This is a genomic window from Glutamicibacter sp. NPDC090743 (assembly GCF_044769125.1).
Taxonomy (GTDB): Bacteria; Actinomycetota; Actinomycetes; order Actinomycetales; family Micrococcaceae; genus Glutamicibacter.
This window is the reverse complement of record NZ_JBIVXE010000003.1, coordinates 240046-253365: the sequence shown is the minus strand read 5'-3', so window position 1 is coordinate 253365 and position 13320 is coordinate 240046. Positions and strand designations below refer to the sequence as shown.

General features: G+C 60.0%; 14 protein-coding genes and 1 riboswitch. Of the genes, 8 read left to right on the top strand and 6 right to left on the bottom strand.

Annotation, left to right across the window (positions count from 1 at the left end; translation table 11 throughout):
* The first annotated feature begins 66 nt into the window (after positions 1 to 66).
* The 3 genes from ACIQTS_RS07645 to hutI all read left to right on the top strand — a co-directional run bounded on the left by ACIQTS_RS07645 (position 67) and on the right by hutI (position 3474).
* On the top strand, positions 67 to 1206 hold the full coding sequence (locus ACIQTS_RS07645; protein ID WP_402472431.1) for a carbohydrate ABC transporter permease: 1140 nt from the start codon (positions 67 to 69) through the stop codon (positions 1204 to 1206).
* Positions 1203 to 2150, top strand: a complete 948-nt coding sequence (locus tag ACIQTS_RS07640; protein WP_105661767.1) for a carbohydrate ABC transporter permease — start codon at positions 1203 to 1205, stop codon at positions 2148 to 2150. Before ACIQTS_RS07645 ends, ACIQTS_RS07640 begins: the two co-directional genes overlap by 4 nt.
* A gap of 136 nt (positions 2151 to 2286) precedes the next feature.
* Positions 2287 to 3474 (top strand): imidazolonepropionase, encoded by a 1188-nt coding sequence (gene hutI, locus ACIQTS_RS07635; RefSeq protein ID WP_402472429.1) that lies wholly within the window; start codon positions 2287 to 2289, stop codon positions 3472 to 3474.
* 575 nt (positions 3475 to 4049) lie between these two features.
* Here the strand turns inward: hutI and ACIQTS_RS07630 are convergent.
* Entirely contained in the window at positions 4050 to 4676 is a 627-nt protein-coding gene (locus ACIQTS_RS07630; protein WP_402472426.1) for a class I SAM-dependent methyltransferase, read from the bottom strand.
* A gap of 98 nt (positions 4677 to 4774) precedes the next feature.
* Between ACIQTS_RS07630 and tpx the strand changes: the two genes are divergently transcribed.
* On the top strand, positions 4775 to 5272 hold the full coding sequence (tpx, locus tag ACIQTS_RS07625; RefSeq protein ID WP_332489327.1) for a thiol peroxidase: 498 nt from the start codon (positions 4775 to 4777) through the stop codon (positions 5270 to 5272).
* Between the two features lie 148 nt (positions 5273 to 5420).
* Here the strand turns inward: tpx and ACIQTS_RS07620 are convergent, their stop codons facing one another.
* Positions 5421 to 5855 (bottom strand): hypothetical protein, encoded by a 435-nt coding sequence (locus ACIQTS_RS07620; protein WP_332489328.1) that lies wholly within the window; start codon positions 5853 to 5855, stop codon positions 5421 to 5423.
* Positions 5856 to 5944: 89 nt separating this feature from the next.
* Entirely contained in the window at positions 5945 to 6790 is an 846-nt protein-coding gene (locus ACIQTS_RS07615) for an aminoglycoside phosphotransferase family protein (protein WP_332502610.1), read from the bottom strand.
* A gap of 96 nt (positions 6791 to 6886) precedes the next feature.
* On the opposite strand from ACIQTS_RS07615, the gene ACIQTS_RS07610 reads away from it, so the two are divergent.
* Positions 6887 to 7669 (top strand): type II CAAX endopeptidase family protein, encoded by a 783-nt coding sequence (locus tag ACIQTS_RS07610; RefSeq protein ID WP_332489388.1) that lies wholly within the window; start codon positions 6887 to 6889, stop codon positions 7667 to 7669.
* An 18-nt stretch (positions 7670 to 7687) separates the two neighbouring features.
* Positions 7688 to 8104, top strand: coding sequence for a GNAT family acetyltransferase (locus tag ACIQTS_RS07605; RefSeq protein ID WP_332489387.1), 417 nt, complete (start codon positions 7688 to 7690; stop codon positions 8102 to 8104).
* Between the two features lie 61 nt (positions 8105 to 8165).
* Here ACIQTS_RS07605 and ACIQTS_RS07600 read toward each other — a convergent pair whose 3' ends face one another.
* Positions 8166 to 8810, bottom strand: a complete 645-nt coding sequence (locus ACIQTS_RS07600; protein WP_332498748.1) for a VOC family protein — start codon at positions 8808 to 8810, stop codon at positions 8166 to 8168.
* 172 nt (positions 8811 to 8982) lie between these two features.
* A riboswitch (SAM riboswitch) is annotated at positions 8983 to 9102 on the top strand.
* 91 nt (positions 9103 to 9193) lie between these two features.
* Here ACIQTS_RS07600 and ACIQTS_RS07595 point away from each other — a divergent pair.
* Positions 9194 to 10537: a bifunctional o-acetylhomoserine/o-acetylserine sulfhydrylase gene (locus tag ACIQTS_RS07595; protein ID WP_332731328.1), complete on the top strand. Its 1344-nt coding sequence runs from the start codon at positions 9194 to 9196 to the stop codon at positions 10535 to 10537.
* A gap of 2 nt (positions 10538 to 10539) precedes the next feature.
* The gene (locus ACIQTS_RS07590; protein WP_332489386.1) at positions 10540 to 11685 is read left to right on the top strand and encodes a homoserine O-acetyltransferase; all 1146 of its coding nucleotides are present in this window, start codon (positions 10540 to 10542) and stop codon (positions 11683 to 11685) included.
* 82 nt (positions 11686 to 11767) lie between these two features.
* On the opposite strand, the gene ACIQTS_RS07585 is transcribed toward ACIQTS_RS07590, so the two are convergent.
* Both ACIQTS_RS07585 and ACIQTS_RS07580 read right to left on the bottom strand, forming a co-directional pair.
* Positions 11768 to 12625 (bottom strand): SGNH/GDSL hydrolase family protein, encoded by an 858-nt coding sequence (locus ACIQTS_RS07585; RefSeq protein ID WP_402472421.1) that lies wholly within the window; start codon positions 12623 to 12625, stop codon positions 11768 to 11770.
* Positions 12626 to 12693: 68 nt separating this feature from the next.
* Positions 12694 to 13092, bottom strand: a complete 399-nt coding sequence (locus ACIQTS_RS07580) for an SHOCT domain-containing protein (protein WP_402472419.1) — start codon at positions 13090 to 13092, stop codon at positions 12694 to 12696.
* Between the last annotated feature and the right edge of the window lie 228 nt (positions 13093 to 13320).

Here is a 13320-nt window from a genome sequence, read left to right as displayed (position 1 = left end):
GCCATCTGGTACATCGCCAACGGCCGGGAGTCCCGGCCGTTGGCGGGATTGTAGGAGCCTGAGCGCATGTCTGAATTCTTCCAGTGGCTGGCTGGCGTTCCGCCGCTAGTCCAAGTGCCGATCGTCCTGGTTGCCTTCGCGGTCTTGATCGCAGCGATCCTCGCCTTTGTCGAGATAGCGACCAAGGGCGGACGGGTTTTCGCCGTCGTGCGCTTTGCCGCCGCGGTCTTGGTCCCGGTGGCGATCCTGCTGGTCCTGGGCCTGTACAACTCCGTGATGTGGGTGGCCGCGCTGGCCGCGGTGCTCGGTGCGGTGCTGTTTTTCCTGGACCGGCGCTCGCGATCCGGCGCCGGCTCGCTGCTGCAGCTGTCCGGTTTCCTGGCTCCGGCCATGCTGCTGCTCGCTATGGGCTTGATCTACCCCACGGTCCGCACCGCGGTCAGCGCCTTCATGGCCAACGACGGATCCGGCTTCGTCGGCCTGGGGAATTTCCTCTGGGTGTTCACCAGCCCCGATGGCCTGACCGCCCTGCTCAATACCCTGGTGTGGGTTCTGGTGGCGCCCGTGGTCTCCACTATTATCGGATTGGCCTACGCGGTATTCATCGACAAGAGCCGTGGCGAGAAGTTCTTCAAGCTGCTGGTGTTCATGCCCATGGCGATTTCCTTCGTTGGCGCGTCGATCATCTTCAAGTTCTTCTACGACATCCGCCAGGGCGAGCAAATAGGCGTGCTCAACGCGATCATCACGGCATTCGGGGCCACCCCGGTCGACTGGCTCGGGCTCGAACCGTGGAACACGTTGTTCCTGGTGGTCATCCTGATCTGGACACAGGCGGGATTCGCCATGGTCATCCTGTCCGCGGCCATCAAGGGCGTGCCCGCAGAGCAAATCGAAGCAGCCTCCCTGGACGGGGCCAGCCCATGGCAGCGTTTCGCCAATGTCACGCTGCCGGGGATCCGCTCCACCGTCATCGTCGTATTGACCACCATTTCCATTGCCTCGCTCAAGGTCTTCGACATCGTCTCTTCGATGACCGGCGGACGCTCGGATACAACGGTGCTGGCATTCGAAATGGTGCGCCAGTTCCAGCTCGGGGCACGCACCGGCTACAGCTCGGCCCTGGCCGTCATCCTGTTCATCCTGGTACTGCCGATCATCATCTACAACGTCCGCCAGCATAAGAAGCAAAGGGGAGTCCGATGAGCACCGTCAGCGAATCCTCTCGACGCCTCTTGGCAGCTACCGAGAAAACCAGCGGGAAACTGCGCAAAGCCACCACCTCCCGCGCAGCCACCATTGCGGCGTTCATCATTGCCGCGGTGTGGACCATCCCCACCTTCGGCCTGTTTGTCTCCTCCTTCAGGCAGGCTGATGACATCAAGACCTCGGGCTGGTGGACGGCCCTGTCCAATCCTTCATTCACGCTCGATAACTATGCGCAGGCCTTTGCCTCCGGCGACAGCCTTCCGCTGTCCAAGGCGTTCCTGAATTCGCTGGTCATCACCATTCCGGCGGCGATCGTGCCGATCCTTGTCGCCAGCTTGGCTGCCTACGCTTTCGCGTGGATCAACTTCAAGGGGCGCAATACGCTCTTCGTTCTCGTTTTCGCCCTGCAGATCGTTCCGATCCAGATGGCGCTGGTTCCGCTGCTCCAGCTGTTCTCGGACGGAGTGAAGATCGGTGGGCTGTACATCCTGCCGGGCTTGGGAGTCAACGGGCTGGATGGCGCCTACGCCAAGGTCTGGATTGCCCACACGATCTTCGCCTTGCCGTTGGCGATCTTCATGCTGCACAACTTCATTTCGGAGATCCCCGATGAGGTCATCGAGGCTGCTCGTGTTGACGGAGCCGGGCACGGGAAGATCTTCTCGAAAATCGTCCTGCCCCTGTCGATGCCGGCTATTGCTTCCTTCGGAATCTTCCAGTTCCTCTGGGTGTGGAATGACCTCTTGGTGGCGACGGTCTTCACCTCGGGTGGAGGCTTGCCGATCACGAAAGCGCTCCAGGACCTCTCGGGTACCTACGGGCAATCCTGGGAGCTGCTCACCGCAGGCGCTTTCATCTCGATGATCATTCCGCTGGCGGTCTTCTTCGCCCTGCAACGGTTCTTCGTGCGGGGATTGCTGGCAGGTGCCACCAAGGGGTAACCCTGGCCTGCAGTGGGAACAATAGGGTGCCAGTCTGAAATCCCAGACGGGCACCCTATTGTTCTGCCCCATAGGCAACGAGCCATGGGTAGGCTCTTGGCTAAAGGATTGGAAATACCACGAAGGCGGAGCGCTCATGGCAACCCTGTTGCTTACCAACATTGGACAGCTGACTACGGTTGACGCGAAGGGGCGCGTGCTGGAAGACGCGGCGGTGCTGATCGAGGACGGACTGGTTGCATGGATCGGCAACATGGCGCATGCACCTGCTGCGGGACACGAGATCGATTTGGGCGGCCGTGCGGTGCTGCCCGGTTGGGTTGATTCCCACAGCCACCTGATTTTCGGCGGCGACCGCGCCGAGGAGTTCGTAGCCCGCATGGCAGGCCAGTCCTATGCCGCTGGAGGCATCGCGGTCACCACATCGGCCACCGGGCAGCTCTCGGACAAGGAACTGGCCGACCTCGTGGCTGATCGCCGCCGTGAAGCTCTGGCGATGGGCACCACCTGGATGGAAACCAAGACCGGCTACGGCCTGGCACTGGAAGAAGAAATCCGGCATTCGGTGCTGGGCAAGCCGCTGGTCGATTCCCTGACTTTCCTTGGCGCTCACTTGGTCCCGGCAGGATGGGATGCCGATGACTACACCGATTTGGTCACCGGACCGATGCTGGATGCCGTGGCGGCCAACGTCGACTTCGTGGATGTCTTCTGCGAACGCGGCGCATTCACCGAAGAACAGTCGCGCCGGGTCCTGGGCGCCGCAAGGAACAAGGGACTGGCAACCAAGGTCCACGGAAACCAGCTGGGTCCAGGGCCGGGCGTGAAGCTGGCCGTAGAGTTCGGCAGCTACTCGGTAGACCACGTGAATTACCTGGACGAACAGGACCTCCAGGCGCTCGCCGGAAGCTGGGCTGGCTGGGACACGGCAACAAGAACAGGGACTGCGGGCACCGTCGCCACCTGCTTGCCCGCCTGCGACCTGTCCACACGGCAACCGCTGGCCCCGGGCCGTGCACTGCTCGATGCAGGCGTGCGAATCGCACTGGCAAGCAACTGCAATCCGGGTACCAGCTACACGAGCAACATGAACTTCTGCGTGGCTACCGCAGTGCTCCAAATGGACCTGACCCTGGCTGAAGCCATCGAGGCGGCAACCTACGGAGGGGCACTCGCGCTGGGCGTTGCCGACCAAGTGGGATCCATTGAGATCGGCAAGCGCGCGGATCTGCATGTTCTTGACGCGCCAGTTGCTGCGCATCTGGCGTACCGTCCCGGGATGAACCTGACCCACAGCGTGTATCGGGCCGGCAAGGCGATCTAGAGCGTTGCAGGAGCTCATCGACAACCCGGATGGATTACGCGCGCCCAGGGAAGGGGATAGGGATGGCAGGGATCCGGCCGCAAGGATTCCTCGGCCCCGAGCCGTGCTGCGGATTGAAGCAGTCCAAGCCGTAAGCAAAACTAGGACGCTGCATTCTGTCCGCCCGGTAGATAGAAGCGATGAGAAGCCTTCAATGCCTGCTCCTGCTGGACGCGCAGGTCCGGTACTCCCAATTCCCGACGATTGTTGGCGGCTTCTGGTGAGATCGAGGCAAGCCTCCGTGCCCTCCTGGACCGGTAGCTTCCTAGCGCTGGGGTATTAGCGTCTCGTGCCCGGAGCCATGGGCAATTCTCCCCGCTTGGCTCAGCACAGTTCTGCATGGGGATGCCCACTGTCCCAATGACATCGGAGAATAAAAGAGGCTTGCCGGCGGCTCGTGGAAACCGATGAAACGGCAGCTTCCCTTGCGAAGTCAGTTGGCTGCGAAACACCGGTCGCATTTAGGCAGCGATTCCAGGCCTTGAAAAGCTTGCCGACTGTTGAATACCTGGCGGCGTTTGGAAATAGCCACGAGGCTAGGAGGGCAGAATGAATATTCCATCTGGGCTCTGGAATCCTGAACGCTGACCGGTGCGTGCGTACACGCTCACCGACCATTGGGAGCCAGAACGGTAGGGAGCCAAATGCCAGTCGGCGAATCGCTGCACGAGCTGCAGCGAGGTTCCTTCGCGGAGTTCGTCCTGGTCTTCCGGTCCGCCGTTGGCATGGCGGGTGGTTCCGACAACGAGTACGCCCGTGACGCTGAGCACCTGATCGGCTAAGTTGAAAACGCCTCGCAGTTCATCGCGAGAAATGAAAGCAGGCACATTACCGGTCAACAATAGGGCGTCGTACGTCCTTGGCAGGTCATGCTCGCCCAATGAGCCCACGGCCAGCTGGTTCGCCGATAGCTGCCGGAACCAGCTCCCGTCGAATAGCTCTGCAGCTACATCCAGCACTTGGGGTGTGGGATCTATGCCGTAGCCACGGTGTCCCAAGCGGCGCAAGGCGTTGACGGTGTTGCCTACCCCGCAACCGATATCGAGAATTCGTGAATTGCGGCGGCAGAGCATGTCGGTGAAACGGGCGACTACTTCCAAATCAGTGCCGTCAAGGGTCTGAGCACGCATCTTCGCTGCGTATGAATCGTAGTCGGGGCCCATGTCCACAGTTTTGCATAGGAACGAGAAGTGAGCGACTTGTTTGCGCTAGTAGGCAGAAAATATAGCTCCGGATTAGGCATTCATGATAAACAAGACCTATGGCTAATACTGCTTTCAAGGGAACCCCTGTACAGACTATTGGTGATCTGCCGGCCGTTGGCTCGCAGGCTCCAGCTTTCACTCTCACCGACACCGGCCTTGCAGATGTCACCAGCGAATCGCTGGCTGGCCGTCGCGTTGTCCTGAACATCTTCCCGTCGGTTGATACCGGCGTTTGCGCTGCCAGCGTGCGTCGCTTCAACGAATTGGCTGCGGGTCTGGAGAACACGACCGTGGTGTGCGTTTCTGCTGACTTGCCATTCGCTCTGGGACGCTTCTGCGGTGCCGAAGACATCGAGAACGTTACCGCTGCTTCGGTCTTCCGTTCCGACTTCGGTTCGGACTATGGCGTCACCCAGGTTGACGGTCCACTAGCTGGTTTGCTGGCCCGTTCGGTTGTAGTCCTGGATGAAGACGGCAAGGTTGTTTACAACCAGATCGTCCCGGAGATCACCACCGAGCCGGACTACGAGGCAGCCATCTCAGCACTGAACTAGATATTCTTTGTATCGGAGACGATACGCCAAAATGCCCACCTGAGCATCGTGCTCGGGTGGGCATTTTGCTTTTTCAACGCGTTTGAACAAAATAATGTTTCGCTAGATCCTGATAGACGAAGACATCGGGAGGGATCATCATCAAGTGCTAAGTCGCGTTTGAGGCAATTGATACCGTAAGTTCGTGTCCTTGCAACTCTCTTGCGACGAAAGTGAGCGAACTTGAGTAGCCGTTTAGAGAAATCTCTTCGCGGGCGTTTGCGCCGTCATGGGTGCAGGGAACGCTGATTTCTCCTTTGTCAGGTTTCTCATCGCTTTGCCATGCGATGCTGGACGACATGTCTTCGCCCGAGCATTCGAGCACTACCGTATATTTGCCGCCGCGGAGCGGAATAGCAAGGGAGATATTCTGGTCTTTCCTATCAATTTCTGTGCTGATGGCAGCCAGCTCATGGTCTTGCAGCGGCATCATCGAATCTGTACCTGGTGGAGGAGGACTGCTGGAATCGCTGAGGGAGCAACCTGTGAACGCCATTGAAGTTCCTACGAGGGCAATGAGAGCGAATGCGTTTTTCAGGGTCATATTTTTCCTCGCTTAGGAAGCTACAGTTCGATATCGGATTCTGGTTGGTGAGAATGCTGTCGCGACGGGATGAATGGTTAGCGAGGAGCTCACTTCCGTACCGTCTGCGCGGCGGTGAGGATGCGCGGACCAATCTTGCGCATGAGCTTGCCCATCTTCGGGTTGTCGGTGCGCGAGAGCGTATCCGATAGCCGTTCAAGACTCATCAGGCCCAACCAGATTTTGGCCCGGTATGCTTCCTCGGCGCTGGGAGCAATCAAATCCGCCATTTCCAACCCATGCCACAGGCTCAGGTAAGCGGTGTTCAAAGCCGGGTCCCACGCAGCGGCCAGGTCCCAGTCCAAGATGCCAACCAGTTTCTCGCCGATCCAATGCATGTTGTGGCCGGCCAAATCGCCATGAACCAAGCCCGCAGGAACCTGCGCCAGGAAATCGAGCTGGGCCCAGAGCTCGGTAGCAGGCCCTCGCAGTTCCTCGGGCAGCGCATCGAAGCATTGCTGCTGCCTGGCCTGGGTCCATTCGCCACGGAATGAAAACGGTTTGGCCAGATGCTCGCTGATCGGCTCCAGCGGCAGCTCGGCCAAATCCTTGACCAGCTGTCCCAGCACCTTCGGATCCCCGTAATGCGGTTCATGGGCGCTGCCGGGGATGAAAGACATGGCCACGGAGCTGAGTCCGTCGACGTGCAGGATCTCGGAAACCGCCACCGGAATCTGGTAGTTGAGCTGGCCCTCCAGCAAAGACAGCAGCTTGACGGAACGGGGCATCTGCTCCGTGGCCGCTGGCGTGCGCGCCATGCGAATCACCGCTTGCGGATTGCCAATGACCACCTTGTGGAATTGTCCGCCTTCGTTCACGGCCGCATCTTCCCAGGAAAGATCGGGGCAGAGCTGACGGGCAATCTGCAGTTCTCCAATGGTGGCAGGACGGCTCACTCGCACTCTTCTCGTTCAGCTTGCTGGTGGTCTCAACCTCAGGCTATCGCAGGTTTGCCACGTGGCTGCTCAGTACGCGCACAGCCAGATCAGCCTATGATCGGAAACGTGAACGCTGAACAATCTAAGCAGACAGCAACCCGCAAGACCCTCAAATTCGAGATCGTCTTGGTTCTTGCCCTGTCTTTGGGACAAAGCGCGGTCTACTCGCTGCTGAGCTTTGCCGACAAGGTCACCCGGGCGCCGCTGCGCGAGCAGACTACATCGCTGAACAACCCGCTGAGCACCCGCGAGTTCTTTGATTTCTCCTACCAGCTGCTGGACATCTTCTTTGCCTTGGTACCCGTCGTGCTGGCGCTCTACCTGATGAAGCGCACGACCGGACGAACTATCCGGGACATCGGTTTCGATATGCGCAAGCCGGGCAAGGACGCACTGCTCGGGGCGGGGATGTTCTTGGCCATGGGAGTAGGAACGCTGGGCGTCTATGCCGCTGGGCGGGCACTGGGCGTCACCACGGCACTGTCAGCAGCGAATCTTGGCGATTATTGGTGGAGCGTCCCAGTGCTTCTGCTGTCGGCTGCACGTCATGCAGTCCTCGAAGAAGTGCTGATGCTCGGATTCTTGTTCACCTACGCCAAGAAATTGAAGCTGGGCCTGTGGAGCACGATTATTGGTTCTGCGATGATCCGAGGCAGCTACCACCTGTACCAGGGGGTGGGGCCGATGATCGGCAATATGCTCATGGGCGTCGTCTTCGGCTGGGTATACCAGAAGTACGGGCGGGTGATGCCGCTGGTTATCGCGCACTTCCTGCTTGATGCCATCGGCTTCGTGGGATACGCCTTGGTCGGGCCGGCCATCGGAATCGGCCAGTAGCGCCGGTAAGCTGAGCCAATGCAGATTACCGTGCTGCGCGAAGAGGACCTTCGCCAAGCAGTTGAATTGTGGGAAGCAACTGGGCTGACTCGTCCGTGGAATGATGCGCTCGCCGACGCCCGACGGGCTTTGGCCGAGCCTACTTCCACGGTGCTGTCCATCGTTGAGAACGATCAACTCATGGCTACTGCGATGGTTGGCCATGATGGCCACCGAGGTTGGCTCTACTATGTTGCGGTGGATCCGTGCCGGCAGGGCAACGGACTGGGAAGGGCGCTGGTGGATGCCGCTGTCCTGTGGCTGCGGGATCTCGGCGTGCCCAAGGTGCAGCTCATGGTCCGCGAGGAGAACTCTGCCGTCATCGATTTCTATGAACGGCTGGGCTTCGAAGACCAGCACGTCGCGGTCCTGGGGAAGCGGCTGGACCGGCCTTAAGGAAAAGAAAGTAGGTGGGGACGCCATTGTCCCCGCCTACTTGCGATCTCTGCGGAACTGTTTACAGCACCACGGTTCCGGACTCGGTCTCAAAGGTAACCGACATGATGCCCGGAGTGCCATTCGGCGCTTCATATTGCATGGTGACAGCGCCCAAATTGACGTTCTGCGGCTGGCCCAGCCAATCCAGCACCCGTTCACGCGAGCCGGCGATGGCGATCTGGCTGATGGCGCCGGCAGGTTCCAGCGCCTTGGACGGATGCAGCTCCTCGGATCCTTCATCCCAGGAAATCAGGTACGGGCACTGCGGATCGGCGATCAGGCCCTTGATGCCAATCTGCTGCCAGGTCAGTTCGCGGCCATCAGGGAACTTCCGGTTGCCCGGCACCGACTTGCGGCCCAAGCGGTCCTCGGCACTGGATAGGTCCTCCACCGAGACGCACCAGCCCATCCAGCCGCCGCCGAGCTCCGAACGGGCGCGAACCGCCTGTCCGAAGGGTGCCTTGTCGCTGGCCGGGTGGTTCAGGACTTCAACCACCTCCAGGTACTGGCCATGCTTGAGCGGGAAGATGACATTGCGTGTTCCGAATCGTGGATGCACGCCGCCCTTGACGAATTCCAGTCCAAGGGACTCGGAGATTCTTTCAGCGGTTGGCAACAGCCCGTCTGGGCCGCATGCATAACTTACGTGATCTAGCCTCATCATGTGCCCATCATGGCAACATGTGATGCGAGTCTCTACTTAGGCACACCTAAGTGCCGTGATGCTATCGAATACTCTGCGATGAACCTGCAATATTCGCGAAATATGACCGATTGAGTCCAATGACGAGCCCTTGCGTTGCAAAGATCTTCGGTTTTCGGGCAAACTGGTACCAGGTCATGAGTCCCAGTAACAAGCCCCGGCTTACTGGGCGGCAACCCTCCAACCGCGGTGGGGTGCCCCGGGTGAAGACCTGGCCCTTGAACGCACAAGGCATCAAGGACAAGCGCGGGTTACCCCTGGAAGTCGTCACGATATGGTGCTTCCTGTCGGTGTCTTTTCAGTGGCGTACCCCCATAGTCATGAAACGCTATTTGGAGGAAACCATGAGCAATAACTGGTCATTTGAAACCCGTCAGATCCACTCCGGCCAGACCCCGGATCCGACGACCGGAGCACGGGCTCTCCCGATTTTCCAAACCACCTCTTTCGTCTTCCCCAGCGCCCAGAGCGCTGCTGCACGTTTCGCGCTGCAGGAACTGGAGCCGATCTACACCCGTATCGGCAACCCGACCACTGACGCGGTGGAAACCCGCATCGCTGACCTGGAGGGCGGCGTTGGAGCACTGCTGCTCTCTTCGGGACAGGCTGCCACCACTTTCGCCATCTTGAATTTGGCCGAAGCCGGCGACCACCTGGTGGCCAGCCCCAGCCTGTATGGCGGAACCCAGAACCTGCTCAAGCACACGCTCAAGCGCCTGGGCATCGAGGTCACCTTCGTTTCGGACCCGGACAACCTGGATGATTGGCGTGCCGCGGTGCGTCCGAACACCAAGGCCTTCTTCGGGGAAACCATCTCCAATCCGCGACAGGACGTCCTGGACATCGAGGGCATCTCGGCGATCGCCCACGAAGCTGGCGTGCCGCTGCTGGTGGACAACACCCTGGCCACCCCGTACCTGATCCGCCCGATCGAGTGGGGCGCGGATATCGTGATCCATTCGGCCACCAAGTTCCTTGGCGGCCACGGCAATGCCATTGCCGGTGTCATCGTGGACTCGGGCAACTTCGACTTCGCCAAGGACGCCGACCGCTTCCCGGGATTCAACACCCCGGACGAGTCATACAACGGCCTGGTCTTCGCCCGCGACCTGGGTGTCAACGGCATCCTGGGCGCCAATCTGGCCTACATCCTCAAGGCCCGCGTGCAGTTGCTGCGCGATTTGGGTTCCTCGGTTGCGCCGTTCAACGCGTTCTTGATCGCGCAGGGCCTGGAAACCTTGTCGCTGCGCATTGAGCGCCACGGCCAGAATGCCGTAGAAGTTGCCAATTGGCTCGAAGCCCGCGAGGAAGTGCAGAAGGTCGCCTACGCAGGCCTGAAGTCCTCGCCTTGGCATGAGCGTGCGCAGAAGTACAGCGATCAGGGCGCCGGCTCGATCATCGCGTTCGAACTGGAGGGCGGTTCGGAAGCCGGCCAGGCCTTCGTGGACGCACTGGTATTGCACTCCAATGTCGCGAACATCGGCGACGTGCGCTCATTGGTCATCCACCCGGCCTCCACCACCCATGCCCAGCTCTCCGAAGCTGAGCAGGTTGCGGCCGGCGTGAGCCCGGGACTGGTGCGGCTGAGCGTCGGACTGGAGAATATCAAGGATATTCTGGCCGATCTGGAACTGGGCTTCCAAGCTGTTGCAGCCCTCGAGAACAAGGAACTGCAGGAAACCCTCTAGGCATGGCATCCATTGTGACTACTGAAGATACTCTGCGCGCCGAAGAGCTCGCTGGCGGGCAAGACGGCATTTTGCGCCGTAAGTCCGTGGGGGAGCACCACTTCGAATTCGGTGGATTCCTTCCGGACGTGGTGCTGGCCTATGAAACGTGGGGGACGCTAGCAGCTGATGGCTCCAACGCGGTGCTGGTGATGCATGCGCTCACCGGTGACGCCCACGTTGCGCAAGGCGATTCGCAAAGCGCCGGCTGGTGGGAAGAACTCGTAGGCCCCGGCGCCACGGTTGACACCAATGAGTACTTTGTCGTGTCCATCAACATGGTGGGTGGTTGCAATGGTTCCACCGGCCCCTCGTCCTTGGGCGACCAGGGCCTGCCCTACGGTTCGAGCTTTCCCTTCGTCACCATCAAGGACTCGGTGCGCCTTGAAGCGCGGCTGGCCAAGCAACTGGGAATTGATTCCTGGCATGCGGTCATTGGCGGTTCGATGGGCGGTGCGCGCGCGTTGGAATACGCCGTCGAGTTCCCCGACCAAGTCAAGAACCTCGTAGTGATGGCCTCGAGCGCGCAGGCGACTGCCGAGCAAATTGCCTTTGCACAGGTGCAAACCCAATCCATCCGGTTGGATCCGCACTTCTGCAATGGCGACTACTACGGCAACGATGCGCGCCCGGACGCCGGTCTTGGCTTGGCTCGCCGCCTGGCCCACATCACCTATCGTTCCGAGGCCGAGCTTGAAACCCGTTTCTCGCGCAACCCGCAGGATGGCGAGAAGCCAACGGGTCTGCTCGAGGGGCCTCGCGGGCGGTACCAGGTGGAAAGCTATCTTGACCATCAGGCCAGCAAGTTGGTGAATCGTTTCGATGCCAACAGCTACCTGGTGCTCACCGAGGCGCTGATGAGCCATGATGTGGCTCGCGGCCATGAATCCCTGGAAGCCGCCTTGGCGCGACTGGCGAAGGTCAACGTGGTGGTTGCCGCGGTAACCACTGACCGGTTGTACTTTCCTGAGCAGTCAGTGAAGCTGGCTTCGTCGCTGGCCAAGCCAAAACCGGTGCACTACATTGATTCGCCGATTGGCCACGATGGATTCCTGACCGATGCCACGCAGCTCGATGGCGTGCTTCGGACCTTGGTGTTCGGAGACTGAACCCCGGAAGGGGCTCGGGAAGATTTCAAAGCCTGAAGCAGTTCCGCCAGTAATCGGTGGAACTGCTTCAGGCTTTTCATGCCTACTTGGCGCTGTCGCCGGCGCCGAGCGAGTCGTTTGGCTTGGTCTGCGCAAACGGCGTGGCCGAGGGCCGTTTCGGGGTGATGCCGTCGCCGGAGGACTGGTGGCGCAGGCGGCGCAATACCCAGGGAGCAAGATGCTCACGCGCCCACTGCAGATCCTCCTTGCGGGCTTCCCTCCAGCTGCGTTCATCCACGGCCGGAACGATTTCGGTGTCCAGCGGATGCGCGACGTTCAGCGAGTCCAGTGCCATGGCGGCAATGCGCTGGTGCCCGGCGGGGGAGAAGTGCAGGCGATCCGGTGCCCACATCTGGGATTGGTGCAACTCCTGCAAGGCCCACATGTCCGCCACGATGGCGTCGTGGCGGGCGGCTACGGTGCGCACGTTTTCGTTGTAGATCGCCACCTTGCCTCGGATGCTTCCCAAAACCGGGGTATCGCGAATATCGGGCCCGGTGAAGAGCAAGAGCGTGGCGCCCGTATCGGTGAGCTTGGCTACCGCATTGTCGAGGATATCTGCAATCTTGTCTGGATCCCCGCCCGGGCGCAGGACGTCGTTGCCGCCTGCGCAGAGCGAGATCAGATCGGGCTTCAGGTCAATGCAGGGATCGAGCTGTTCGGCAACGATCTGGCCGATCAGCCGGCCTCGAATGGCGAGATTGGCATACGAGAAGTCCGGGACGGTGCGGCTGAGCTCATGGGCCAAGCGGTCGGCCCAGCCAAGGTGGCGGCCGGTGCTCGACGGGTCGGGGTCGCCGATGCCCTCGGTGAACGAGTCCCCAATGGCGACATAGCGGCGCCACGGATGCAGTGGGGCATTGGCGGAAGTTGATGGTTCAGAAGCAGAATCGTTTGGCACGAATCTATTGTTACCAAAGGGTAACTTATAGTCAATCATTCCCGAGGATGATTCCATGAGCCGCCGTGCTAGACGCTCAAAGCGTCCCGGCGCGCCTGCAAGTACTCGTCGCGGGTAATGATTCCTCGCGAGTGCAGGGAATCGAGTTCGGCAAGCTTGTCCTCAAGGGATTTTTCCGGCGCCAGCATAGCTGAATTAGCGGCTCTTGCCATCAGTTCGGTTTCCAGGGTCAGCGGATCAAAACCGGCGCTCTTGGCTTTGCGGTAATTGCGCACCGCTACGAAGATGATCAATCCGATAACGGCGATAAAGAGCATGGCGAACAGGGGAGTGCCGACTGAAAATACGGTGTCCACGTTTTCGAATAGGGACGAAGCGCTTCCCGGGTCCGGTTCGATGTACCCGAAACTATCGAGATCCTCTTGCAGCTGCCCCGGAATATTGTCGCTGTATTCAATTTCGTCCATGGCGCCTATTCCTAACTCTGTCGCTGCCTCGTCCGGCGAGAGCGGCGTTCCGGAGGGCCGTGAGGCCGTTGGTCCAGTTGAACACGAAAAACTTGGAAAGCTAAGCAATTTTTACAAGATTTATAATCTTGTAACATGTCAACTGGATTTCCAGGCCTTGGAAGACCAAGGTTCCAGGAGAGTGCCGGCCAACGCCATCAGCAGATTCGACGGCGATTATGGGGAAGT